27 protein-coding genes are annotated in these 22,140 nt (G+C 73.9%); 18 read left to right on the top strand and 9 right to left on the bottom strand.

Annotated features, from left to right (window positions below; all coding sequences use genetic code 11):
* Window positions 1-75: 75 nt before the first annotated feature.
* Window positions 76-462: a VOC family protein gene (locus ACZ7BZ_RS07185; RefSeq protein WP_470357498.1), complete on the top strand. Its 387-nt coding sequence runs from the start codon at window positions 76-78 to the stop codon at window positions 460-462.
* Between the two features lie 242 nt (window positions 463-704).
* On the opposite strand, the gene ACZ7BZ_RS07180 is transcribed toward ACZ7BZ_RS07185, so the two are convergent.
* Both ACZ7BZ_RS07180 and ACZ7BZ_RS07175 read right to left on the bottom strand, forming a co-directional pair.
* The gene (locus ACZ7BZ_RS07180) at window positions 705-1,601 is read right to left on the bottom strand and encodes an aldo/keto reductase (RefSeq protein ID WP_470357497.1); all 897 of its coding nucleotides are present in this window, start codon (window positions 1,599-1,601) and stop codon (window positions 705-707) included.
* Window positions 1,598-2,491, bottom strand: a complete 894-nt coding sequence (locus ACZ7BZ_RS07175) for an NAD-dependent epimerase/dehydratase family protein (protein WP_470357496.1) — start codon at window positions 2,489-2,491, stop codon at window positions 1,598-1,600. Before ACZ7BZ_RS07175 ends, ACZ7BZ_RS07180 begins: the two co-directional genes overlap by 4 nt.
* A gap of 151 nt (window positions 2,492-2,642) precedes the next feature.
* Between ACZ7BZ_RS07175 and ACZ7BZ_RS07170 the strand changes: the two genes are divergently transcribed.
* From ACZ7BZ_RS07170 to ACZ7BZ_RS07160, 3 genes are all read left to right on the top strand, one after another.
* Complete coding sequence (locus ACZ7BZ_RS07170) at window positions 2,643-3,599, top strand: LysR family transcriptional regulator (RefSeq protein ID WP_470357495.1); 957 nt, start codon at window positions 2,643-2,645, stop codon at window positions 3,597-3,599.
* A gap of 106 nt (window positions 3,600-3,705) precedes the next feature.
* Complete coding sequence (locus ACZ7BZ_RS07165; protein WP_470357494.1) at window positions 3,706-4,527, top strand: nucleotidyltransferase domain-containing protein; 822 nt, start codon at window positions 3,706-3,708, stop codon at window positions 4,525-4,527.
* Between the two features lie 144 nt (window positions 4,528-4,671).
* Window positions 4,672-5,877 (top strand): glycosyltransferase, encoded by a 1,206-nt coding sequence (locus ACZ7BZ_RS07160; protein WP_470357493.1) that lies wholly within the window; start codon window positions 4,672-4,674, stop codon window positions 5,875-5,877.
* An 86-nt stretch (window positions 5,878-5,963) separates the two neighbouring features.
* On the opposite strand, the gene ACZ7BZ_RS07155 is transcribed toward ACZ7BZ_RS07160, so the two are convergent.
* The 3 genes from ACZ7BZ_RS07155 to ACZ7BZ_RS07145 form a co-directional block, all read right to left on the bottom strand.
* Window positions 5,964-6,305 carry a hypothetical protein gene (locus ACZ7BZ_RS07155; RefSeq protein ID WP_470357492.1) on the bottom strand — a complete coding sequence of 114 codons (342 nt, stop codon included), beginning with the start codon at window positions 6,303-6,305 and terminating at the stop codon, window positions 5,964-5,966.
* Window positions 6,306-6,389: 84 nt separating this feature from the next.
* Window positions 6,390-7,304 (bottom strand): hypothetical protein, encoded by a 915-nt coding sequence (locus ACZ7BZ_RS07150; RefSeq protein ID WP_470357491.1) that lies wholly within the window; start codon window positions 7,302-7,304, stop codon window positions 6,390-6,392.
* Window positions 7,301-7,834 (bottom strand): SigE family RNA polymerase sigma factor, encoded by a 534-nt coding sequence (locus ACZ7BZ_RS07145; RefSeq protein WP_470357490.1) that lies wholly within the window; start codon window positions 7,832-7,834, stop codon window positions 7,301-7,303. Before ACZ7BZ_RS07145 ends, ACZ7BZ_RS07150 begins: the two co-directional genes overlap by 4 nt.
* A 159-nt stretch (window positions 7,835-7,993) precedes the next feature.
* On the opposite strand from ACZ7BZ_RS07145, the gene ACZ7BZ_RS07140 reads away from it, so the two are divergent.
* The 10 genes from ACZ7BZ_RS07140 (at window position 7,994) to ACZ7BZ_RS07095 (ending at window position 16,304) form a co-directional block, all read left to right on the top strand.
* A complete protein-coding gene (locus ACZ7BZ_RS07140; RefSeq protein WP_470357489.1) occupies window positions 7,994-8,743 on the top strand; it encodes an alpha/beta fold hydrolase in 750 nt (249 codons plus the stop codon).
* Between the two features lie 127 nt (window positions 8,744-8,870).
* Window positions 8,871-9,620, top strand: a complete 750-nt coding sequence (locus tag ACZ7BZ_RS07135) for an alpha/beta hydrolase family protein (RefSeq protein ID WP_470357488.1) — start codon at window positions 8,871-8,873, stop codon at window positions 9,618-9,620.
* A 758-nt stretch (window positions 9,621-10,378) separates the two neighbouring features.
* Window positions 10,379-10,516 (top strand): hypothetical protein, encoded by a 138-nt coding sequence (locus ACZ7BZ_RS07130; RefSeq protein WP_470357487.1) that lies wholly within the window; start codon window positions 10,379-10,381, stop codon window positions 10,514-10,516.
* 81 nt (window positions 10,517-10,597) lie between these two features.
* Window positions 10,598-10,903, top strand: a complete 306-nt coding sequence (locus ACZ7BZ_RS07125) for an urease subunit gamma (RefSeq protein ID WP_470357486.1) — start codon at window positions 10,598-10,600, stop codon at window positions 10,901-10,903.
* 3 nt (window positions 10,904-10,906) lie between these two features.
* Window positions 10,907-11,773, top strand: a complete 867-nt coding sequence (locus tag ACZ7BZ_RS07120; RefSeq protein WP_470357485.1) for a sirohydrochlorin chelatase — start codon at window positions 10,907-10,909, stop codon at window positions 11,771-11,773.
* 23 nt (window positions 11,774-11,796) lie between these two features.
* On the top strand, window positions 11,797-12,237 hold the full coding sequence (locus tag ACZ7BZ_RS07115; RefSeq protein WP_470357484.1) for an urease subunit beta: 441 nt from the start codon (window positions 11,797-11,799) through the stop codon (window positions 12,235-12,237).
* On the top strand, window positions 12,237-13,961 hold the full coding sequence (gene ureC, locus ACZ7BZ_RS07110) for an urease subunit alpha (RefSeq protein ID WP_470357483.1): 1,725 nt from the start codon (window positions 12,237-12,239) through the stop codon (window positions 13,959-13,961). The genes ACZ7BZ_RS07115 and ureC overlap by 1 nt, the downstream gene beginning before the upstream one ends.
* 5 nt (window positions 13,962-13,966) lie before the next feature.
* Window positions 13,967-14,695: an urease accessory protein UreF gene (locus ACZ7BZ_RS07105; protein WP_470357482.1), complete on the top strand. Its 729-nt coding sequence runs from the start codon at window positions 13,967-13,969 to the stop codon at window positions 14,693-14,695.
* Window positions 14,696-14,703: 8 nt separating this feature from the next.
* A complete protein-coding gene (gene ureG, locus ACZ7BZ_RS07100; protein WP_470357551.1) occupies window positions 14,704-15,342 on the top strand; it encodes an urease accessory protein UreG in 639 nt (212 codons plus the stop codon).
* Complete coding sequence (locus ACZ7BZ_RS07095; protein ID WP_380451582.1) at window positions 15,339-16,304, top strand: urease accessory protein UreD; 966 nt, start codon at window positions 15,339-15,341, stop codon at window positions 16,302-16,304. The genes ureG and ACZ7BZ_RS07095 overlap by 4 nt, the downstream gene beginning before the upstream one ends.
* Before the next feature lie 69 nt (window positions 16,305-16,373).
* Here the strand turns inward: ACZ7BZ_RS07095 and ACZ7BZ_RS07090 are convergent, their stop codons facing one another.
* Window positions 16,374-16,844 (bottom strand): MarR family winged helix-turn-helix transcriptional regulator, encoded by a 471-nt coding sequence (locus ACZ7BZ_RS07090; protein ID WP_470357481.1) that lies wholly within the window; start codon window positions 16,842-16,844, stop codon window positions 16,374-16,376.
* Window positions 16,845-16,912: 68 nt separating this feature from the next.
* Here ACZ7BZ_RS07090 and ACZ7BZ_RS07085 point away from each other — a divergent pair, with 68 nt between their 5' ends.
* The 4 genes from ACZ7BZ_RS07085 (at window position 16,913) to ACZ7BZ_RS07070 (ending at window position 19,332) form a co-directional block, all read left to right on the top strand.
* Window positions 16,913-17,788 carry an NmrA family NAD(P)-binding protein gene (locus ACZ7BZ_RS07085; RefSeq protein WP_470357480.1) on the top strand — a complete coding sequence of 292 codons (876 nt, stop codon included), beginning with the start codon at window positions 16,913-16,915 and terminating at the stop codon, window positions 17,786-17,788.
* A gap of 10 nt (window positions 17,789-17,798) precedes the next feature.
* Entirely contained in the window at window positions 17,799-18,125 is a 327-nt protein-coding gene (locus tag ACZ7BZ_RS07080; protein WP_470357479.1) for a hypothetical protein, read from the top strand.
* A gap of 314 nt (window positions 18,126-18,439) precedes the next feature.
* Entirely contained in the window at window positions 18,440-18,673 is a 234-nt protein-coding gene (locus ACZ7BZ_RS07075; RefSeq protein WP_380451590.1) for a hypothetical protein, read from the top strand.
* A complete protein-coding gene (locus ACZ7BZ_RS07070) occupies window positions 18,673-19,332 on the top strand; it encodes a restriction endonuclease (protein WP_470357478.1) in 660 nt (219 codons plus the stop codon). Before ACZ7BZ_RS07075 ends, ACZ7BZ_RS07070 begins: the two co-directional genes overlap by 1 nt.
* A 7-nt stretch (window positions 19,333-19,339) precedes the next feature.
* On the opposite strand, the gene ACZ7BZ_RS07065 is transcribed toward ACZ7BZ_RS07070, so the two are convergent.
* Genes ACZ7BZ_RS07065 through ACZ7BZ_RS07055 form a run of 3 tightly spaced genes read right to left on the bottom strand, consistent with a single transcriptional unit; the run spans window position 19,340 to window position 22,096 of the window.
* Window positions 19,340-19,798 carry a protein-tyrosine phosphatase family protein gene (locus tag ACZ7BZ_RS07065; protein WP_470357477.1) on the bottom strand — a complete coding sequence of 153 codons (459 nt, stop codon included), beginning with the start codon at window positions 19,796-19,798 and terminating at the stop codon, window positions 19,340-19,342.
* A 14-nt stretch (window positions 19,799-19,812) separates the two neighbouring features.
* Entirely contained in the window at window positions 19,813-20,652 is an 840-nt protein-coding gene (locus ACZ7BZ_RS07060; RefSeq protein ID WP_470357476.1) for an SDR family NAD(P)-dependent oxidoreductase, read from the bottom strand.
* A gap of 37 nt (window positions 20,653-20,689) precedes the next feature.
* The gene (locus ACZ7BZ_RS07055) at window positions 20,690-22,096 is read right to left on the bottom strand and encodes a helix-turn-helix transcriptional regulator (RefSeq protein WP_470357475.1); all 1,407 of its coding nucleotides are present in this window, start codon (window positions 22,094-22,096) and stop codon (window positions 20,690-20,692) included.
* Window positions 22,097-22,140: the final 44 nt, after the last annotated feature.

Raw genomic sequence — 22,140 nt, 5'->3', positions numbered from 1 at the left:
GTTCCCCGGACGGTGAACCGGGGCGCCGGAGCGGCGGGGTGGCGTTCGGGAGGGAGATCGGGGAGGCTCGGGCGCATGGTCTCGGTGGTGCAGAACGTGGCGATCGACTGTGCGAACGCCTATGAGCTGGCGCAGTTCTGGAGCAGGGTGACCGGCCGTCCGCTGGGCCCGGACGACAAGCCGGGGGACGAGGAGGTCGCGGTGACGCTCGCGGAGGGAGGCCCGGTCCTCTACTTCGCCCAGGTGCCCGAGCCCAAGACGGTCAAGAACCGGCTCCACCTCTGCCTGCGCCCGGAGGACTCGCGCGAGCAGGAGGTGGAACGACTCCTGGACCTCGGCGCCACCCTCGTTGCCGACCACCGGCAGCCTGACGGCGGAGGCTGGGCCGTCCTCACCGACCCCGAGGGCAACGAGTTCTGCGTTCTGCGCAGCACGGCCGAACGCGCCGCCACGGAGGCCTGACGTCCTGCGGCCCGCCGCAAGGGCGCCAGGTCGTCGACCAGCATCCCGATCAGCTCCTGGGTGTCCTGGCGGCGATCGGCTTCGTCCCGACGGGTGCCTTCGGCGACGACGTCGGCACGACCAGCCCGCCTGCGGTGACCGGTACCGCTCCCAGCGACCTGCCGGGGGTGACTCAGGCCCGCTGACCGCCTCGGGTCCGCGGCGGTGGTCGTGCGGTCGGGCGCGGGACGGCCCTTGTGCGGCTACAGCCGGAGTGTCGCCAGTTCCGCCGCCGAGAGTGCCAGCCCCGCTGCGGCGGCCGAGTCGCGGACGGACGCCGGGCGGCGGGCGCCGGGGATCGGCAGGACGGTGGGGGACTGGGCCAGGTGCCAGGCGAGGCAGACCTGCTGGGGGCTGACGCCCCGTGAGCCGGCGAGGGCGTGGAACGGGGTGTCCGTGCCCGGTCCGCTCACGCCCGGGTCGTCGACGGCGCTGCGGGAGATTCCGCCGAGCGGGCTCCAGGGGAGGAAGGCCAGGCCGAGGTCGGTGCACAGGTCGAGGGTGTCGCGGGTGGCTTGGTGCGCCGGGGAGAAGCGGTTCTGCACGGCGACCAGGCGCGGGCCGAGGATCTCCCGGGCGGTGCGGATCTGCGCACAGTCCACGTTGGAGAGGCCGACCAGCCGGATGGTGCCCGCGTCGGCCAGGTCGCGCAGCGCGCCGACCGAGTCGGCGAACGGCACGGCCGGGTCGGGCTTGTGCAGCTGGTAGAGGCCGATGGCCTCGACACCGAGCCGGGCGGCCGAGGCCCGGGCGGCCCGGCGCAGGTGGCGCGGGTCGCCGTCGACCGTCCAGCCACCGTCCCCGGGGCGGCCCCGGCCGCCCTTGGTCGCCACCAGGACGCCGTCCGCCGAGCCGCCGTACGCAGCCAGCGCGCGGGCGATCAGCCGCTCGTTGTGGCCGACTTCGCCGGCGTGCCAGTGGTAGGAGTCGGCGGTGTCGATCAGCGTCACCCCCGCGTCGAGCGCGGCGTGGACCGTGGCGATCGCCTGCTCCTCGTCGGGCCGGCCCTCGACGGACAGCGGCATCGCGCCGAGACCGATGGCGCCGACGGTGACGTCACCGATCCTACGGGTGGCCGGAGTCGTCTGAACGGCGGTCATGCGTGCGCCTCCTTGACGGCCTGCGGCAGCCAGTCGCCGATGTGGGAGAAACGGAAGCCCTGCCGGGCCGACCGGCCGGTGTCCATCGCGTAGCAGCGGTCGAAGGAGAACGGCGAGAGCGGCTCGCGGGCACCGCTGGCCGTCAACAGCGGCTCGGCGCCGACCACCTGCCCGACGACCTCGCACAACTGCCCTACGTCCAGCGCTCCTTCGGAGGCCGCGTTGACCGGCCCGGTGAAGTCCGCCAGCGCGGCCCAGGCCAGGAAGCGGGCGATCTCCGGCGCGTGGACGAAGGACGCGGGCTGCGGTGCCGGGTGGACGGCCACCGGCAGCCCGGCGCGGATCCGCTCCACGTAGTGGGCCAGCCGCCCGGTGAAGTCCGCGCCGCCGAGGACGTGGGCGGTACGGACGGTGACGAGGTCGAAGGCTGCCTGCCGGGTGAGCAGGGCCTCCGCCTGGCGCTTGCCCTCGGCGTACCAGTCATTCCTGAACTCCTTCTCCGACCAGGGGAGTTGCAGGTCAATCCGCTCGGCGGAGAGGTCCAGCGCCGGTTCCGCGAGCGCCGGTCCGCCGGGCCGCCCGAGGTGGGCGTAGACCTCGACGGTGGAGGTGAGCAGGTAGCGCGGGGTGCGGTCGGCGAACACCCGGGCGGCGATGGCGGCCTGGACGGGCGTGTAGCAGACCTGGTCCACGACGGCGTCGAAGCGCCGGTCGGCGAGCGCGGTGTGCAGCGCGGCCTCGTCGTCGCGGTCGGCGCGCAGGTGGGTCACCCCGGGCGGGGCGGGCGCCGAACCGCGGTTGACCACGGTCACCGCCGCACCCGCGTCGCGGAGCTCCTCGACCAGCCGCCTCCCGAAGTGGCGGCTCCCGCCGATCACGCACACGTCCATGCCGTCGATCCCTTTCCTGCCGTGCCCTGTCGCGCCTTGCCGCGCCCCGCCCCGCCGCGCCGTGTCGTGCGGTTCGGTTCGGTGATCAGTCTGTCCGGCTCTGGACAACAGCAGTAGTGTCGGGGTCGAAGGATCGTCGTTAGGAGAACTGTTGATCGACGTCCAGCGCCTCGCGGTGCTGCGGGAAGTCGCCCGCCGAGGCAGCTTCAACCAGGCGGCCCAGGCGTTGCACTGCACGCCCTCGGCCGTCTCCCAGCAGGTCGCCGCCCTCGAACGCGGCCTCGGCGCGCCCGTGGTGGAGCGCTCCACCCGGGGCGTCTCCCTCACCGACGCGGGCCGACTGCTGGTCGAGGCCGCCGACGCGATCGCCGCCGAACTCGCCGACACCCAGCAGCGCATCACCCGGCTGACCGCCGAGCGGACCGCCCTGACCATCGCCACCTTCGCCAGCGGCGGCCGGCGCCTGCTGCCCGCGGCCCTGGCCGGCTTCACCGCCGAGCACCCCGAGGTGGAACTGACCATCCTGGAGGCGGAACCCGAGGAGAGCCTGCCCGCCGTCCGCGAAGGACGCGCCGACCTGGCCCTCGCCTACCACCTCGAAGGCCCCCCACCCGTCCGCCCCGGCGACCGCTCCGGCCTGGACTGGACCGCCCTCGGCGAGGACCCGCTGCGCGTCGTCCTGCCCGTCCACCACCCGGCCGCACTCCGCCACCACGACCGTCCCGAGGCGCCCCACCTGGCCGAACTCGCCGACCAGCGCTGGATCCTGGGCTGCCGCAAGTCCGCCGGCCAGCTCGCCCGGTACGCCGCCCTGGCCGGCGTCGAACTGCGGATCTGCTGCACCGCGACGGACTACGAGTTCGCCCAGTCCCTGGTTCGCGCCGGGATCGGCATCGCCCTGATCCCCGAGATCGGCCTCGCCCCGCACCCACAGCTGGTCGCCCTCCCGCTGGCCGAACCCAGCCCGCGCCGCCACCTCGGTCTGGCCCTCTCCCGCCGCCGCCGCGGGCCCGTCGCACGGCTGGCGGAGGGCCTGGCCGCCCGACTGGCGGAGGGAGGGCAAGCGGACGGGGAGCACGGGGAGCGGGCCGTCACCGTACGGCTCTGAGCGACGCGACACCTCCCGAAGGGTCCCGGGCCCGAGTGCCGGGGGGACGGCAGCCGCCGGTCCCGGGCCCGAATGCGCTGGCCGGGCCTCCCGTCCGCGGGCCAGAATGCCCGTCATGCAGCCGATCACCGAACACATCGAGCACATGGCGGCCCGACTCGCCGACGTACCGGGCGTGGTGGGGGTGATGCTCGGCGGGAGTCGGGCGCGGGGTGAGCACCGGCCGGGGTCGGACTGGGACCTCGGCGTCTACTACCGCGGTGAGCTCGACCTGGCCGCCCTGGGGGAGTTGGCCGGCCCCGGGGTGGAGGTGGCCGGGCCAGGGGGGTGGGGGCCCTGGGTGAACGGCGGGGCGTGGTTGCGGGTCGACGGCGTCGCGGTGGACTGGATCCTGCGGGACCTCGACCGGGTCGAGCGGGTGTGGGCGGACTGCCGCGAAGGTCGCTACGAGGTGGGGGTGCAGGCCGGGCACCCGCTGGGTTTCTGGTCGCCCTGCTATCCGGGCGAGGTCGCGCTCGGGCGCGTACTCGCCGACCCGGCAGGGGAGTTGGCCGCTCTCCGGGCCGAGGTCGCGGACTATCCCGAGCCGTTGCGCGAAGCCCTGACGGCCGGGGCGTGGGAGGCGGAGTTCCTGGTCGGCGTCGCGGCGAAGGGTGCTGCGCGTGGCGATGTCCTCTACGTCTCGCTCTGCCTCTCCCGGGCGGTGGGCGTGCTGGTGCAGGCGCTGTACGCGCGGGACCGGCGCTGGTGCCTCAACGAGAAGGGGGCCCTCGCGGTGGCGGAGCAACTCGCCGACGTGCCGGCGGACTTCGGTACCAGGGTGCGAGGGCTCCTGGGCGCCGTCGGGGAGACGCCCGAGGCGCTGACCGCGACGGTGGGCCGGGCGCGGCAGCTGGTCGGGGAGGTGATGGCGGTCCTACACGGATGACGAGCGCGGATGACGAACCGGTGAGCGCACGCGTCCCCGCCACTCTCAACGTATAGCGCACGGGGGGCCTTGCCGCAAGGCCCCGGTCGTGCCGCAGAATCTCCAACTCCAGGGCGGCCCCTGGGGGAACGGGAGAATGACGAGATGCGAGTGGTGCTGTCCACCTACGGTTCGCGCGGCGACGTCCAGCCGTTGGCGGGGCTCGCGGTGAAGCTGCGGGAACTCGGCGCGCAGGTGCGGGTGTGCGCCCCGCCGGACGAGGAGTTCGCGCGGCGGCTGGCCGTGGCCGGGGTCGAGCTGGTGCCGGTGGGGGATCCGGTGCGGAAGCTGGTGAGCGGCGCGCCGCCGGCGCCCGGGGACTTCCCCCGGCGGGTGGCCGCGCTGGTCGCGCGGTTCCACGAAGCCGTCGCGGCGGTGGCCGAACCGGGCGGTGCGGTGGTGGCGACCGGGCTGTTCCCGGCCGTGGCGGGGGCGCAGGCCGCGGCTGAGACGGTCGGCGCCCGCTTCGCGTGCGTCGCCCTCCAGCCGACCATGCTGCCATCCCCGCACCACCCGCCGTTCGAGTACCCCAGCCAGCCGTACGCGTCGGGGCTGACCGGCAACCGGGAGCTGTGGCAGGACAACGTCCGGACCATGAACGCGCTGTTCGGCGAGCAGGTCAACGCCCACCGGGCCTCGGTCGGCCTGGCCACCGTGGACAATGTGCGCGACCACGTCCTCACCGACCGGCCCTGGCTGGCGACCGACCGACTCCTCGATCCCTGGCGGCAGTTCGCCGGGAGCGAGGTCGTGCAGACCGGCGCCTGGCTGCTGCCGGACCACCGCCCGCTGCCCGCCGGACTGTCGGCCTTCCTGGACGTGGGCGAGCCCCCGGTGTACGTGGGCTTCGGCAGCATGCCGCTGCGCGGCGCGCCCGACGCCGCCCGCGTGGTGGTCGAGGCCGCCCGGGGCCGGGGGCGGCGGGTCGTGCTCGCCCGGGGCTGGGCGGAGCTGGCCCCGGCCGACGGTGGGGCGGACTGCTTCGCGGTCGACGAGGTCAACCAGCAGGCGCTGTTCCCCCGGGTCGCCGCGATCGTCCACCACGGTGGCGCGGGCACCACCACCGCCGCCGCCCTGGCCGGCACCCCGCAGGTGGTGGTGCCGCAGATCGTCGACCAGCCCTACTGGGCCGGTCGGGTGGCCGAGTTGGGCATCGGCGCCGCCCATGACGGGCCGGTCCCGACGGTCGGGACGCTGTCCGCCGCGCTCGGGCAGGCCCTGGCCCCGGAGGTCGGCGCGCGGGCGGCGGCCGTCGCGGGGGAGATCCGCACCGACGGGGCCGAGGTGGCGGCGAAACTGCTGCTGGGCTGACGACGCGGAGAGGGGCCGTACACCCCGCCCACCACCGGTTGGAGCGGCGGAGCGGCTGGAACACCGGTGGGAGTGGGAAGTCGGCCCTACCGACTTCCCACTCCCACTCCTTTCCTCGAAGCCCTCAAAGCACCCGCCGCGCGGCGCAGGGCGAGGTGGGCCAACCATGCCAGGCCGAAGGTGAAGGGGGCGGCGGTGTCATCGCTCGGACCGGGAACGAAGGTGCACACCACCACGACGGCCGACGGCAGCCAGCCACCAAGCAGCCGCCGGGCGACTGCCGTGTCCGGCATGATCCTGGAGACCTGCGGGACGAGGAGCCCGAGCATCGCCGTCGGGATCGTCAAGCCGGTGTGCTTCACCGCCTCGAACACCGTGAAGGCGAGCAGGAACAGCCCGATCCCGCCCCAACCGCACCGCGCCGCCATTCGAGCCCCCCCGGATCGTCACCCGGCCACGGAACCACACGGCGGGGTGGCGGCGCGTCAGACCACAGGTGTAGTCGGGCGGGATCAGCGGGTCAGGAACTGCTCACCCGAGTCGGGGACCCTGGCGCCGGCCTGGTCGAAGTACTCCCAGAGCTTCGCCGTCTTGCCCTCCGGGCGGGCCACCACGGCCTCGCGCATCGGTGAGTCGGCGACGGTGACGATCTGCGGCTCGGTCGTGCTGCCGTCCGTCCAGGTCACCTTCACCCGGGCGATGTCCGGGCCGAGGGTGAGCCCGATGATCTCCCCGGGCGCCACCGTGTCGCCCTTGCCCCGGGCGCCGAGCAGGCCGCCGGCGATGTACGTGCCGTCGCGCGGGTCGAGCTTGCCCGGTGAGGGCGTGGTGCCGGTGGAGTCGTGGCTCAGTCGAGTGCCGTCCACCGTGAAATAGGTGTTGGCGATATCGGACTTGGGATCGTAGTACTGGTCGACGAACTCCTTGGTCGGCTTGGTGAGCGCCGAGTCGTACGGGCTGCGCTCCTGCCACACCGCCAGCGCCTGCTCGAACGCCCGGTCCTTGGGCGCCGTCGGCCACACGGCCCGCCACAGCTTCCACTGCTTGCCGTCGGGCGTGGTGCCCTCCCCGACCACCACCCGCACCGGGGCGAACGGGTCCCGCGCCGCCGGGGTCGCCGCCGCGCCCGGGGTGGCCGACGGCGGGCCGCCGGTGCCCGCGCCGTGGCCCGTACCCGCGGCGACCAGCGGCTGGGAGGCCGCGGGCACCGGGCGCAGCTCGGAGAGCGCCCCGCCCGCCAGCACCACCGCGGAGGCCAGCGCCAGCGCGCCCACCACCGTCCGGCGACGGCGCCGGATCCGCCGTCCGCCCGCCATGATGTCCGCCACCGGCACCGGGCCGATCCGCGCGGTCGACGCCGCCTCGGCCAGACCCAGCCCGACCCACAGATCGGTGTCCTTGTCCGCTTCCGCGTTCCCCATGGTCATACCGCCCCTCCGATCTCGGTCCTGTCCTTCAGTTCCACCAGCGCCGACACCTGCCGCAACCGCCCGATGCCCTTCGCCGCGTGACTGCGCACCGCGCCCGCCGAGCAGCCCATCGCCACCGCGGTCTGGCTGTCGCTGAGGTCCTCCCAGTAGCGCAGCACCACCGCCTCGCGCTGGCGCGGCGGCAGTGTGGCGAGCGCCGCCAGCAGTGCCCCGCGCTGGTCGGAGCGGGCGAAGCCGTCCTCCGTCCCCGCCGCGTCGGGCAGCGCGTCGACCAGCAGCTCCGGCGGCCGGCGGCGCCAGCGGCGGGCGTGCTCGTTCACCAGGATCCGCCGCACGTAGGCGTACGGATCGTCCGCCCGGCGCACCTTCGGCCAGGCCGCGCACGCCTTCTCCGCCGTGGACTGCACCAGGTCCTCCGCCGCGTACTGCTCCCCGGCGAGCAGGAACGCCGTCCGCACCAGCCGTGGCCAGACCACCACGATGAACGACTGGAACTCCTCGTCCCGCACGCTCTTCGGTTCTCCCATGAGCACCTCCTCACCCACCCAGAGCCCACCCGGGGCCGGAAGCGCTTACTTACCCTCCGTCCGCTCGCTCGCCGTCGGACCGGGCGGGAACCGGCCGCGCCACACCCCCGCCCCGAAATGGCTCGCGCCCGACCAGTGGCGATGGCTAGCATCCGCCGAATGATCCTCTCCCATGACGACTCCGGTACCGGACCCGCCGTTCTCCTGCTCCACTCCTCGGTGTGCGACCGACGGATGTGGGACCACCAGCGGCAGGCCCTGCTCGACGCTGGTCACCGCGTCATCCGCTGCGACTTCCGCGGCTACGGCAAGACCCCGCATCCCGACGAGCCGTACGGCGCCGCGGCCGACGTGCTCGCCCTGCTCGACCACCTCGGTGTCGAACGCACCGCCCTGGTCGGCGCCTCCTACGGCGGCCGGATCGCCCTCACCGCGGCGGCCCTGCGCCCGCAGGCGGTCACCGCGCTGGCCCTGCTCTGCGCGGGCCGGCCCGGCCACGAACCCACCGAGGCCATGCGGGCCTTCGGCGCCGAGGAGGACGCGCTGCTGGAGGTCGGCGACATCGACGGAGCCGTCGAGCTCAACGTCCGCACCTGGCTCGGCCCCGAGGCCGGCGAACCGGCCCGGGAGCTCGTCCGCCGCATGCAGCGTCACAACTTCGACGTGCAGCTGGCACTGACCGGTGGTCCGCGGCAGGAGGAGGTCGACCTCACCCGGGTCACCGCCCCCACCCTCGCCGTCTCCGGCGCCCATGACCTCCCGGACTTCCAGCAGATCGCCGCCGCCCTCCCGGACGTCCTCCCCGACGCCCGCCACCTGGCCCTGCCCTGGGCCGGCCACCTGCCGAACCTGGAGCGCCCGGCCGAGGTGACGGCCCTCCTGCTGGACTTCCTGCGCGAGGCGGCCTAGCCAGTCCGCTGCCCGCCGCCGGGGTGCGCCGCCCGCCGGTGGTGGGCGGCGCCCGTGCCCCCGGCGACTATCGGCCACGGGACGGAAAGGCCGGACTCGAACGTGTGTCGGGCGCCATCATGGGTGGGTGCACTTCACCTCGGAGACCAGCTCGGACGGCGTCGTGGAACGCCGCTTCGTCCTCGACGGCGTTCCCGGCCTGCTCTGGCAGCCGGACGGGCCGGGCCTCGGCGGCCGGCCGCTGGTGCTGTTGGGGCACGGCGGCGGGCAGGACAAACTGGGGCCGCGGGAGCGGGCCCGGCGGTGTGCGGCGCGGAACGGGTGGGCGGCGGTGGCGATCGACGCCCCCGGGCACGGCGAGCGGGTGCGCACCGCGCAGGACGAGCGGTTCGCCACCGAGATCGGGCAGTTGCTGGCGGCCGGGCGGCCGATCAGCGCCTGGGTGGCCCGGCACACTGCGGCGCTCGCGGAGCGGGCCGTACCGGAGTGGCGGGCGGTGCTGGACGCGCTTGAGGGTATGGCCGGGGAGCGGTTCGGGCCGGTGGGCTACTGGGGGTTGTCGCTCGGGACGGTGATCGGCATCCCGCTCGCGGCGGTCGAACCGCGCATCGTGGCCGCGGTGTTCGGGCTGGCGGGCCACGCCTCGCTGGTGGAGCCGGCCGGGCGGGTGACGGTGCCGGTGGAGTTCGTCCTCCAGTGGGACGACGAACTCCAGCCGCGCGAGGGCGCGTTGGCGTTGTACGGCGCGCTGGGATCGGGGGAGCGGTCGCTGCACGCCAACCCCGGGGGGCACCTCGCGGTGCCGGAGTTCGAGGTGGCGGCCTCGGAGGGCTTCCTGCGCCGGCACCTCGACGGTGCGGTGCCGGTGGCCGGCTGACGCCGGGGGCGTGGAGCCCGTCGCCGGATCCGTGTGCTTCCGCCCCCGATCCGTGCACGCTTCCGTCACATCGACCCCGTTCTTCGCGGCCTGCCCGCGGCTTCCCCCGGCTTTGCGTGTCCGTATTGCCGGGATGAATGGAATTTGTTGAGGATTGCTTGACGTGGTCATATTCCGGCGCTTGTTTCCGGTGAGTAAAACTTCGCAAAGAATTGCTCTGCCCGACGACCTGTCCGGGCGCCATTTTCAACAGAATGTTGCAGCTCAGTGGCCTGATGGTCACCCGGTGTCGATTTGACGTGACGCGTCGTGTCCGCCCCATTCCGCAATCCACAGGGGTACGGTTCCCAACGAATCGCCGAACGGGCTCCCGAGCAATCTCCTGAGCCCCCTCGGCCGTACCGGGGAATTGGTGCGCCGTATGGGACAACAAAAGGGTGGGGAAGGGGTTTCGGCAGGGGCTCCGGTGGCTGTCCGTCCGTCACTCGTCAGATTGGCCGTCGAAGGCCTGCGCGGGGTCGCCCAGTTCGATTTCATGCTGTCCGCCGCGTGCGGACTCTTCTTCGTCTCCGCACTGTTCGCCGCCGCCGTCGCCGCCGTCGCCGCCGTCGCCGCGGTGGTCACGGCGGAGACCGGGGCGCTCGCCGGGCTGACGGGCTGCGTCGGCAGTGCCACCGGACTGCTCTCGGCCTGGGCCTTCGGCGCCCCGGCCGGGGCCGTGGGGGCGGGGGTCGCTCGGCTGGAGCGCGGCCCGCGCGGTGCCCGGCGCGGCGGCGGCCACCGTGCTGACCCCGGCGCTCGGCGCGATCACCGCGCCGTTCGGCGGCCACGCCTTCACCCGGCCGTTCGTCCTGACCGCCATGCTGTTCCCGGCGGCGGTGCCGGCGCAGCCCTAATCCGGTATTCCGTCGGCCAACTCCTCTGCATTCCTTCTGACTTGCGTTTCGTCGGATTCCCGGAAAGGAGAAGTGGTTCCCGTGAACCTCTCCCCGCGTGAGATGGACAAGCTCTACATCTACGTCGTGGCCGATCTGGCCCGCAAACGCCGCGGCCGCGGCGTCAAGCTCAACTACAGTGAGGCCTGCGCACTGATCAGCGAGGCCATCATGGAGGGCGCCCGGGACGGCCGCACCGTCGCCGAATGCATGGAGATCGGCAAGCAGGTCGTCAGCAACGCCGAGGTCATGCCCGGTGTTCGCGAGATGCTGCCGCTGCTCCAGGTCGAGGCCGCGTTCCTGGACGGCACCAAGCTGGTCTCCTGCCACGACCCGGTCGGTGCCTGACCGATGACCGCACGTCAGCCCGTCACGGTCGTGCTGGCCGGCGGGCACGAGAGCGACGGCGGGCGCCGGCTCGCCGCCTTGGCCGAGGACGGCTCACCCGCCGGAACAGCCGTGCACGCGGTGGCGGCCCCCGGCCGACCGCTCGCCGAAGCCGTCCGGTCCGCCCTGGCGGCCGACGACGCACCGGTGTGCGTCGTCCCGATGACCCTCGGCCGCGACCCGAAACTGATCGCCGACACCGCCCGTACCCTGCGCTGGCTCGCCGCCGGCCAGGGCCGGGGGCGGCTCGCCCTCACCGCGCCCTTCGGCGCCGCCGAGCACCTGATCGGCTGGCTCCGCGCCGCCGCCGCCTCCGCAGGTGGCGAGGATGCCGTCCTCGTCACCGCCCCGGCGGCCGGGCCCTTCGAGGACGCCGAACTGTTCCGGATCGCCCGGCTGGTCCGCCAGTACGGGCGGCACCGCTGGGTCGAGGTGGCCTTCGCGGGCGGCGACCCCGACCCGGCCGGGGGCGCGGAACGTTGCCGCCTGCTCGGTGCGGCGCGGGTCACGGCCGTCCCCGCCTCCTTCGGCCCCGCGCTGCCCCCCGGCCCGGCCGGCGAGGGCGTGCGGGACGGCGGCCCGCTGCTGCGCCCGTCCGCGATCGCCGGAGTGGTAGCGGCCCGCACGGCGGCGGCCCTGCACCTGCTCGGCCACGGCGAGGACGGCATCCTGGCCGGCCTCGACGCCGAGCACGGGCACGGCTACGCCCACAGCCACGGACCGGGCGAGGCGCACCACAGCCACAGCCACCGGCACGAGCAACCCCACGCACCAACTCCCCATGCGCACACCCCCCATGCGCGCACCCCCCACGCACACACCCCCCACTGAACCGGCAGAGAGGAAGGCCCGCCATGTCCGGCAGCGCCGCATACCTGTACGGCGACGACCCGGTGGAGATCAACGCCGGCCGAGCCAAGGCCACCGTCACGGTCAGCAATACGGGCGACCGCGCGATCCAGGTCGGTTCCCACTACCACTTCTTCGAGGCCAACCGCGCCCTCGACTTCGACCGCAACGCGGCCTTCGGCAAGCACCTCGACATCCCGGCCGGCACCGCCGTCCGCTTCGAGCCCGGCGACACCAAGGACGTCACGCTCACCGAGTTCGGCGGGCACCGCCGCCTGGTCGGCTTCAGCAACCTCGTGGACGGCGGCACCACCGCCCGCGACACCCGTGCCCGCGCCATCGACCGTGCCATCGCCCTCGGCTTCAAGGGCACCAACCTCGACCACAAGGACGACCTGTACGGCGGGGACTCCCACACGCACACCCACGAGGAGGGCGACCACTGATGGCCATCCTGTCCCGCAAGCAGTACACCGACCTGTTCGGCCCGACCGTCGGCGACCGGTTCCACCTCGCCGACACCAACCTCGTGGTCGAGGTCGAGCAGGACTTCAACCAAGGCCACTACGGCGACGAGGCCGTCTACGGCGGCGGCAAGGGCATCCGCGACGGCATGGCCCAGGACCCGGCCGCCACCTCCGCGCAGGGCGCGCTCGACCTGGTCATCACCAACGTCGTCGTCATGGACGCGGTGCTCGGCGTGGTCAAGGGCGACATCGGCGTCAAGGACGGATTCATCACCGCCGTCGGCAAGGCCGGAAACCCGCACACCCAGAGCGGGGTGCACCCCAAGCTGGTGATCGGCCCCGGCACCGAGGTGATCTCCGGCGAGCACCTGATCGCCACCGCCGGCGGCATCGACACCCACATCCACTTCATCGCCCCGCAGCAGGCCCAGGAGGCGCTGAGCAACGGCATCACCACCCTGATCGGCGGCGGCACCGGCCCGTCCGACGGCACCAACGGCACCACCTGCACGCCCGGCCCGTGGAACATCGGCCGGATGTACCAGGCGGTGGAGGACCTCCCGGTCAACGTCGGCCTGCTCGGCAAGGGCAACGGCTCGCTGCCGGGCGCGCTGCGCGAGCAGGTCGAGGCCGGGGTGTGCGGGCTCAAGGTGCACGAGGACTGGGGCAGCACCCCGGCGGCGATCGACAGCGCGCTGCGCGTCGCCGACGAGTACGACGTGCAGGTGGCCATCCACACCGACACCCTCAACGAGGGCGGCTTCTTCGAGGACACCCTGTCCGCGATCGACGGCCGCACCATCCACACCTTCCACACCGAGGGCGCGGGCGGCGGCCACGCCCCCGACATCATGCGGATCGCCGGCGAGCCCAACGTGCTGCCGTCCTCCACCAATCCGACCCTGCCCTACACCGTCAACTCGGTGGACGAGCTGCTGGACATGGTGATGGTCTGCCACCACCTCAGTCACGACATCCCCGAGGACGTGTCCTTCGCCGACTCCCGGGTGCGTGCCGAGACCATCGCCGCCGAGACCGTGCTGCACGACGAGGGCGTCATCTCGATCTTCTCCTCCGACTCGCAGGCCATGGGCCGGATCGGGGAGTCCTTCACCCGGGCCTTCCAGACCGCCCACCACTGCAAGGCCCAGCGCGGCAAGCTGGCCGGAGACAGCGGGCGCAACGACAACCACCGGGTGCTGCGCTACCTCGCCAAGCTCACCATCAACCCGGCGATCGCCTCCGGCACCGCCGAGCACATCGGCTCGCTGGAGCCCGGCAAGCTGGCCGACATCGTGCTGTGGCCGATCAACTCCTTCGGCGCCAAGCCCAAGTTGGTCATCAAGGGCGGCGTCATCAACTGGGCGCTGATGGGCGACCCCAACGCCTCGCTGCCCACCCCGCAGCCGGTCTACTACCGGCCGATGTACGGCGCGTTCGGACGGGCCAAGCAGGCCACCCGGATCACCTTCATGTCCCAGGCCGCCGTCGACCTCGGGGTGCCTGCCCGACTGGGCCTGGACAGCCGGGTGTTGCCGGTCCGGCACTGCCGCTCGGTCGGCAAGCAGCACATGGTGCGCAACGACGCCCTGCCGAAGATCGCGGTCGACCCGGAGACGTACAAGGTCACCCTGGACGGCGAGCCCGCCACCATCGAGCCGGCCCGCGAACTGCCGCTCAACCACCTGTTCTACCTCGCGTGAACACCGTGACCGCCCGAGACACCGTGAGCAGCCCGGGCACCGCGGACCCGGGGTTGGACGCCCTGCTGGTCAGCCTCCAGCTGACCGACTCCGCCTTCCCCAGCGGCTTCTACACCCTCTCGCACGGCCTGGAGGGCTACGCCCAGGCGAAGGCCGTCACCGCCGACACCATGCCCGCGCTGCTCGCCGACCTGCTGCGGCACAGCGTCGGGCCGGCCGACGCCACCGCCCTGGCGCTGGCCCACCGGGCCGCCTCGGCCGGGGACTGGGAGCTGCTGGCCGAGACCGACCAGCGACTGCACGCCACCAAGCTCAACCGCGAAATGCGGCTCGCCGCCACCCGCACCGGGCGCCAACTCCTGGACATCGCCCGGGAGTCGGTGGGTGGCGAGCCGCTGGAGCGGTACGCGGCCCTGGTGGCCGGCAAGCGGGCCCCCGGCTGCCAGGCGGTGGCCGCCGGGGTCGCCTACGCCTCGGCCGCCGTACCGGTCGAACAGGCCGTCGCCAGTGACCTGTTCGCCTTCTGCACCAGCTTCGTCGGCGCCGCCCTGCGGCTGCGGCTGACCGACCACCGCAAGGCGCAGGTGGTGCTGCGGGCCACCGCCCCGGTCATCCGGGAGGTGGTGGCGGCCGCGCTGGTAAGGGAGTTGGCGGACCTCGGCGGCTGCGTACCGGTCGCGGACGCGATGTCCGGACGGCACGAACGGGCCGAAGCCCGGCTGTTCGCGAGCTGAACTCACTCATTCTGCAAGGAGATCGCATGACCGAGAACGTGCTCCGGGTGGGCATCGGCGGCCCGGTCGGTTCCGGCAAGACGGCGCTGATCGAGGCGCTCGTGCCGGTGCTGATCGCGCGCGGCCACCGCCCGGCGGTCATCACCAACGACATCTACACCCAGGAGGACGCCCAGCACGTCCGCCGCACCCTGGCCGGGGTGTTGGACCCGGAGCGGGTGGTCGGCGTCGAGACCGGCGCCTGCCCGCACACCGCCGTCCGGGACGACCCGACCATGAACCTCGCCGCCGGGGCCGAGATGCTGGAGCGCTTCCCCGACGTCGACACCCTGCTGTACGAGTCCGGGGGTGACAACCTGACCCTGACCTTCAGTCCGGTGCTGGTCGACCTCTTCCTCTTCGTGCTGGACACCGCCGAGGGCGAGAAGATGCCCCGCAAGCGCGGCCCGGGCATCACGGAGTCGGAACTGCTGGTCATCAACAAGATCGACATCGCCCAGTACGTCCGCGCCGACCTCGGCATCATGGAGTCCGATGCCCGGCGGGTGCGTGAGGGCGGGCCGGTGGTGCTCACCAACTGCCTGACGGGGGAAGGCCTGGAAGAGATCGCGACCTTCCTGGAAACGTTCCGGAAGGTCCCGGCGTGACGGTGGCCGCGCAGGCCGTCGGGGCGGGGCGGCCGGTGCCCCGCCTCGACCCCCGGCACTACGAGCCCGCCCGCGTCCCGTACGAGGTCCGCCGGCACGCCGGGACGCCCGACACCCTCGCGGTCGGGCGCCCCGGCAAGGTCGGACTGCTGGAACTGGCCTTCGAGCGGATCGGCGGACGCACCGAACTCACCGGCCACTACCAGAAGTCGCCGCTGCAGATCATGCGCCCGCTGTACTTCGACCCGGCCCGCCCCGACCTCGCCGTCACCCTCCTGATGTCCACCGGCGGCGGCATCCTCCAGGCCGACCGGCTGCGCACCGACATCCGCTGCGGCGCCGACACGGCCGTCCACCTGACCACCCAGGCGGCCACCAAGGTCTACCGAATGGAGTACGACTACGCGACGCAGCTGGTCAACCTGGAGGCCGGGCCGGGCGCGTACGTGGAGTACCTGCCCGAGCCGGTGATCCCCTTCGTCGACTCGCGGCTCTACCAGCGCACGGTACTGACCGTCGACGCCGGGGCGACGGTGCTGGCCGGTGAGACCGTGCTGGCCGGCCGCCTCGCCCGGGGTGAGCGCAACGCCTACCAGGTGTTCGCCTCCGACCTCGAAGTGCGGCGCCCCGGAGGAGAGTTGGTGGCCCTGGACACCGTGCGGCTGGAGCCCGCCGGTGGCGGGGTGGCCGGCCCGGCGGTGCTCGGCGGACACGACGTCATGTCCAGCCTGTACGTGCTCAGCCCGCTCGCCCCGGCGGCGCGGATCGCCGACGTGCTGCACGAGGCGCTGGCGGAGCGGGGGCTGCTGTACGGGGTCAGCGTGCTGCCGCAGGACAGCGGCGCCTGGCTGCGGCTGCTGGACTCCGACACCCGGGCCTGCGCGGCGGCGCTGCGGGCGGCCTGGGACGCGGTGCGGCGGCTGCTGATCGGGGCGCCGGCGCCGGAGCTGCGGAAGACCTAGCGGTTCCCCGCGGTGGGAGGCCTCCCGGCCTCGGAGGCGGAAGGGCCAGTGGTCCTGGGGGCGGAAGGGCTAGTGGTCCTTCGCGCTGAGGCGGGCGATCTGCCGATGGCTGAGCTCGACGGTGCGGTCCATGTGCCGGAGCAGGAAGGTGAGTTCGGCCTCGCTGTCCTCGGCGAAGATCGCCGCCCAGTCGCCGCCGAGGTCGCGCCACACCTCCCCGAAGCGCTCCAGCGCGTCGGGGAGGACGGCGACCAGCACCCGGCGACGGTCCGCCTCGTCCCGCTGCCGGGCGACCAGGCCCGCCTTCTCCAGCCGGTCGACCAGCCGGGTGGCCGAGCCGCTGGTGAGCCCGGTCAGCTCGGCGATCCGGCCGGTGGTGACCGGGCCGTCCTCGAGGGTGAGCAGGTTGAGGCACTGGACGTCGGTCGGGTGCATGCCGAGGTGGTCGGCGACGGCCTGGTTGAACAGCACGTAGGAGGCCAGGTAGCGGCGTGAGACCGGCCAGAGCCGGGCCATCAGTTCGTCGCGGGAGGGCGTCATGGGGTCAGGGTAACCGGCGGGCCGATTAAAGATTGCGCCACGCAGAGATCTGTCCGTATGTTGTCTGCATGACGCAGATGAATGCCCTGCTTCCCGTCGCCGTCGCCGGTGCCACCGGCGCCCAGGGCGGCGCCACCGCCCGCGCCCTGCTCCGGGCCGGCCGCCCGGTCCGCGCCCTCGCCCGTGACGTCACCTCCTCGTGTGCCGTCGAACTCGCTCACCTCGGAGCCGAGCTGACCCGAGCCGACTTCGACGACCCGGCCTCGCTCGGCGCCGCCCTCGACGGCACCGGCGCCCTGTTCGCGATGTCCACCCCGTTCGGGACGGACCCCGACACCGAAGTCCGTCAGGGAACCGCCCTGCTCGACGCCGCCCGGGCCGTCGGCACCGTCCGGCACATCGTCTTCACCTCCGCCACCAATGCCGACCGGTCCACCGGCATCCCGCACTTCGACTCCAAGCAGCGCATCGAACGGCACCTCGCCGGCCTCGGCCTGCCCTGGACCGTCCTCGGCCCGGCCGCCTTCCTGGACAACTACGCCAACGGCTGGAGCCTCGAATCCCTGCGCCAGGGCGTCTTCCACCTTCCGATGCCCGCCGACCTCCCGCTCCCGGTGATCGCCGCCGAGACCATCGGCGCCTTCGCCGCCCACGTCCTCGCCCGCCCGGACGACTTCACCGGCCGGCGCATCGACATCGCCTCGCAGTGGTGCACCGGCGAGCAGATCGCCGCCGCCATCAGCGCGGCCAGTGGGCGCCCGGTCCGCTGCGAGGAGGTGCCGCTGTCCGTCGTCGAGACCTACTCCACGGACCTCGCCGCGATGTTCCGCTACTTCCAGCGGGTCGGCCTGGACATCGACGCCGAGGCCCTGTGCGCCGCCCATCCCTCCGTCGACTGGCTCACCCTGGACGACTGGGCGGCCCGGCAGGCCTGGAGCCTGTAGCGTCCACCGGGTGGCATCGAGAACCCCGCGCAGGATCCACGTCGACGGCCGCGACTACCGCTGGACGGTCCGCCCCCGCGACGGCGCCCACGTGGACGTACGCGTCTGGCTCGACTGTCCGGGCGGCCCCTACCGCCCCCTCTTCGCGAGGCGCCGGTTCGACGACCCGTGGCTGCACTACGGTGTGTTGCTGACCGCCCCGCCCGAACGGGTCGCCGAGATCTTCCGGCTGGAGCCCGTCAAGCCCGCCCTGGTCGCCGGGTTGATCCGGGCCGGCCACGCGGCCGGGTGGCGGCCGGAGCAGAAGGGCGCGGCGCTGGTCCTCCCGGAGGGGTGAGCGGAGGGGGAGCGGCGAGGGGGCGAGGGGGTTCGTGGCGAGGAGAGCGGGGGAGTGCGCGGAGCTCGGGCGCCGGAAAGTGCGCCGAGTGAGCCGGAGGTGTTCGCGCCAACCTGCCGGAAGCGCCAACAGCGCAGCTCAGGAGCACTGTTGGCACGGCCCCGGGTGGTTCGGAGCCGGGGTGCGGATGTCCGGTTCCCGGTGGACCGGTCCTCCGTGCGCCGAGGATCGGCCCACCGATGTCCGTCCCCGCTGCTACACCCGTGGGACGGGCCACGGCGCACCGGGCGCCCGGGCCCGACTCGGGAGGCACAGTGGGGAACCGGAGCGGAGACGACCGGATCTGGGTGCGCGGGCACTTCCGCCGCAGGCCGGCTCCCGGCGGTGGCGCCGTCAAGGGCGGTGGTTGGCTGATCGCCGGCGCGCTGGCCGCCTTCTGGCTCTGGGGTCACTTCGTCGGCTTCGCCGACACCCCGCCGCAACCCGCGCCGCCGCCCGCCCCGTTGAAGACCTCGGCCCCGGCGCCGACCTCGATCGGCGCCCCCTGATGGCCCGGCCGAGCTCCCGGCCGACCAGCCGGCTGATCCGGCGACCGCGCGGGGCGCGGGAGCAACTCGCGGCGAGCGTGGTGGCGTTGGCCGTCGCCGTGCTGGTCATCGGGGTGGTCCAGGCCCTGCTGCGCTCCTGGGTGTTCCTCACGGTGGTCGCGGTGCTCGCCCTGGCCTCGGCCGCCCGCGCGCCCGTCCTGGGCCGCGCCCGCACCCGGCGCCTCGCCGCCCTGCGGATACCGCTCGCCGTCGTGGACGCCATGGACGACCGGAACTTCGAGTACGCCCTGCGGGACCTGCTGGTCCGCGACGGCTGGACCGCCGAACGGGTCGGCGGCCAGGGCGACCAGGCGGCCGACGTGATCGGCCACCACCCCGACCTCGGCCGCATCGTCGTCCAGGCGAAGCACACCAGGGTCGCGGCGAAGGTCGGCGTGAAGGTGATGTACGAGGTGAAGGGCACCGCAGGCCCCGCCCACGGCGCGGACGTGGCGGTGGTGGTGACCAACGGCGGGCTCACCCGGGGCGCCATGGCCTGGGGCGACCGGCACGCCGTCCACTGGCTGGACCGGGCGCGGCTGGAGGTGTGGGCGGCGGCCGGGGTGCCGCTGGAGGAGGTGCTCGGACTCAGGAGGAGGCGGACCGGCAAGGCGGCCTGACGGCAGGTCAGGCCTGTCGGGCCCGGCCCCAGCGCTCCACGAACTTCCGCTGCCAGGGCGTCTCCACCGCGTGCCGGCTGTAGTGCTCCCGCACGTATCCGACCGCCTCCTCGGCCGGGACGCCGTCCAGCACCGCGATGCAGGCGAGCGCCGTGCCGGTGCGTCCCCGGCCGCCCGCGCAGGCGAGTTCCACCCGCTCGCCCGCGCAGCGCTCCCAGGCCTCGCGGAAGGCGTCGGCCGCGTCCGTGCGGTCCGCGGGCAGCCGGAAGTCGGGCCAGCGCACCCAGCGGCTCTGCCAGGGCAGCGGTTTCGGTTCGCGGCCCAGCAGGTAGATGCCGAAGTCGGGTCCGGGTCCGGGCGGCAGCGGGTTGCGGACGCCCCGGCCGCGCAGCAGCCGCCCGGAGGGCAGGCGCAGCACGCCGGGGGCGGCCGGATCCCAAGCGGTCGGCCGGGTGGGGTCGGTCATGTCGCCTCCGGGGCTCAGACGCCGGCGTGGCCGACGAGCTTCAGACTGTGCTCCCACAACTGCGCGCGGGCCCGCAGGTCGTAGGCCTGGCGGTTGGCGCGGGCCTCGCGCAGCCGGTCGTAGTAGCGGCCGGTGCTGCCGGCGAGGCCGGGGTCGGTGACCAGCCGGTGGGTGGCGGTGACGCCGTCCTCCAGGCTGTCGATGCTGTGGCCGATCTCCCGCAGGACCATCTTGGTGGGCATGTACGTCGACGGATGGAGGCTGTTGACGGTCACCTCGGTGGCGGGCACCCGGGCGGCGAGTTCGAAGCCGCAGGCGATCTGGGCGAGCTTGCTGCGGCAGTACGCGCTCACCCCGGTGTAGCCGTGTTCCAGCATCAGGTCGTCGAAGTCGACCTCTTCCTGCCCGGCGGAGGCGACGTTGACGATCCGGGCGGGGGCGCAGGCGCGGAGCAGCGGCAGCAGTTCGAGGCTGAGCAGGAAGCCGGCCAAGTGGTTGACGGCGAAGCGCAGTTCATGGCCGTCGGCGCTGGTGCGGCGGGTGCGGCCGTCGGGTTCGCCGGAGCCGACGCCCGCGTTGTTGACCAGGACGTCGAGCCTGTCGGTGGTGGCGCGGACCTCGGCGGCCAGGGCGCGGACCTGCGCCAGTTCGGCGAGGTCGGCGAGCAGGGTGGCGGGCCGGTCGACGCCGTTCGCCACGGCGATCTCCTCGGCGGTGCGGTCGAGCCGGCCCCGGTCGCGGCCGTGCAGCAGTACGGTGTCGCCCTCGGCGGCGAGGCGGTGGGCGAGGGCGCGGCCGAGGCCGTCGGTGGAGCCGGTGATGAGGACGGTCCGCGGCGGGGTGGGCGGGGTCATCGGGACTCCTGTCATCGGACGGGGCGGCGGAGCCGGATCAGGATGCCACGTGCAGCCGGGCCGCGCCGGGCATTCCGGCCCGGTGGGCCAGGGCGGCCGCCTCACCGCGCGAGCTGACGCCCAACTTGGCCAGGATGTTGGCGACATGGAACTTCACCGTGGACTCGCTGATGTGCAGCGCCTCGGCGATGTCCCGGTTTCGCCGGCCCTGGGCCAGCTGGTCGAGCACCTCCAGTTCGCGGGGCTGGAGCCCGTCCAACGGATCGGTGGCGGCGGCCGGCGAGGGCAGGCCGAGCGGCAGCTCGACCGTCACGGTGGTGCCCCAGTTGGGGACGGACTCGACCTCGTAGCGGCCACCGAGGGCGGCGATCCGATCGGCGGTGCGGTGGACGGCGAGGGCGTCGGCGGCGAGCAGCCCGAGGCCGTCGTCGCGCACCACGGTGCGCAGTGCGCCGTCCGCCGTGAACTGCCAACTCAGGTGCAGCCGGCCGGGCTTCTCCTGTTCCATCATCAGCATGACGGCGCACTGCACGGCGGCCCGGGCGGTGTGCGCGGTGTCCGCGGGGATGGACCGGGTGGCGTCGGACGGCGGCGCCAGGTCGAGCCGGACCCCGGTGTGCCGCAGCAGCGGGCGCAGTTCGCGGGCGAGTCGGGCGAAGGCGGCGTCGGCGGGCTCCTCGCTGAGCGCGCGGTCCAGGTCGGCGGTCCGGCGCAGGTCGAGCAGGGCGGTGACGGCCAGGTCGGTGGCGGCCCGGCGGGCGGCGGCATCGTCCAGGTCGGCCGAGCGCAGCGGGGCCAGGACGGCGGTCAGGGCGGCGCTGTGGGTGCCGGTGAACTCGGCGATGGTCCGGGCGCGGGTGATCGCGGCGGTGCGGGAGATCGCCGCCTGGCTGGGCGCGGCGTCGGTGGCGCGGTGCTCGGAGTGGGCGATGACTAGCTCGCACAGCTGCTGGAGGACGGCGAGCGCCCCGGCGGGCACCGGCGCGGCGTCGCTCAGGACCAGGACCAGCTGGACCGCCTTGTCGTCGGCCGGTGCGGCGATCACCACCACCGGCCGGGTACGGCCCGCCAGTTCGGCCTCGCCCTGCCAGGGCCGACCGGCCGAGGTGGTCCCGGCGGCCCGCTCGGCGAGCCGGGACAGCTCCAGCCCGGTGAGGCCGGCGACCAGCTCGTGCGGGCCGTGGGCATTGGCGGGGGAGTGGGCGCAGACGCCGCTGAGGTGGGCGATCGCGGTGTGCGGGACGAGCGTCCGGATCACCTCCGACAGCCGCGGCACCACCTCGGGCCGGGGTGCGCGCAGCACCTCGACGGCCCGGGCCAGCGCGGTTTCGGGGCGGCCCCAGTGCTGCTGCCAGCTCTCGTCCACGTCGACGTCCACGCTGCCGTCCACGTCCACGCTATCGTCCACGCTCACGTCCACGTCCGTGCCTCCCACCCTGTCCATGCCTCCCACCCTAGTTCCGGGCCCGCCACCACCCGCCCCTCCCT

This window comes from Kitasatospora sp. NPDC036934 (assembly GCF_055608425.1).
Note: the sequence above shows the minus strand (reverse complement) of the source record. Positions and strands in the feature narration are given on the sequence as shown.

Coding starts and splice junctions, on each gene's coding strand:
- ACZ7BZ_RS07185 (WP_470357498.1), top strand. CDS start 76: ATGGTCTCGGTGGTGCAGAACGTGGCGATCGACTGTGCGAACGCCTAT.
- ACZ7BZ_RS07180 (WP_470357497.1), bottom strand. CDS start 1,601: ATGACCGCCGTTCAGACGACTCCGGCCACCCGTAGGATCGGTGACGTC.
- ACZ7BZ_RS07175 (WP_470357496.1), bottom strand. CDS start 2,491: ATGGACGTGTGCGTGATCGGCGGGAGCCGCCACTTCGGGAGGCGGCTG.
- ACZ7BZ_RS07165 (WP_470357494.1), top strand. CDS start 3,706: ATGCCCGTCATGCAGCCGATCACCGAACACATCGAGCACATGGCGGCC.
- ACZ7BZ_RS07160 (WP_470357493.1), top strand. CDS start 4,672: ATGCGAGTGGTGCTGTCCACCTACGGTTCGCGCGGCGACGTCCAGCCG.
- ACZ7BZ_RS07155 (WP_470357492.1), bottom strand. CDS start 6,305: ATGGCGGCGCGGTGCGGTTGGGGCGGGATCGGGCTGTTCCTGCTCGCC.
- ACZ7BZ_RS07150 (WP_470357491.1), bottom strand. CDS start 7,304: ATGACCATGGGGAACGCGGAAGCGGACAAGGACACCGATCTGTGGGTC.
- ACZ7BZ_RS07145 (WP_470357490.1), bottom strand. CDS start 7,834: ATGGGAGAACCGAAGAGCGTGCGGGACGAGGAGTTCCAGTCGTTCATC.
- ACZ7BZ_RS07140 (WP_470357489.1), top strand. CDS start 7,994: ATGATCCTCTCCCATGACGACTCCGGTACCGGACCCGCCGTTCTCCTG.
- ACZ7BZ_RS07120 (WP_470357485.1), top strand. CDS start 10,907: ATGACCGCACGTCAGCCCGTCACGGTCGTGCTGGCCGGCGGGCACGAG.
- ACZ7BZ_RS07115 (WP_470357484.1), top strand. CDS start 11,797: ATGTCCGGCAGCGCCGCATACCTGTACGGCGACGACCCGGTGGAGATC.
- ureC (WP_470357483.1), top strand. CDS start 12,237: ATGGCCATCCTGTCCCGCAAGCAGTACACCGACCTGTTCGGCCCGACC.
- ACZ7BZ_RS07090 (WP_470357481.1), bottom strand. CDS start 16,844: ATGACGCCCTCCCGCGACGAACTGATGGCCCGGCTCTGGCCGGTCTCA.
- ACZ7BZ_RS07085 (WP_470357480.1), top strand. CDS start 16,913: ATGACGCAGATGAATGCCCTGCTTCCCGTCGCCGTCGCCGGTGCCACC.
- ACZ7BZ_RS07070 (WP_470357478.1), top strand. CDS start 18,673: ATGGCCCGGCCGAGCTCCCGGCCGACCAGCCGGCTGATCCGGCGACCG.
- ACZ7BZ_RS07065 (WP_470357477.1), bottom strand. CDS start 19,798: ATGACCGACCCCACCCGGCCGACCGCTTGGGATCCGGCCGCCCCCGGC.
- ACZ7BZ_RS07060 (WP_470357476.1), bottom strand. CDS start 20,652: ATGACCCCGCCCACCCCGCCGCGGACCGTCCTCATCACCGGCTCCACC.
- ACZ7BZ_RS07055 (WP_470357475.1), bottom strand. CDS start 22,096: ATGGACAGGGTGGGAGGCACGGACGTGGACGTGAGCGTGGACGATAGC.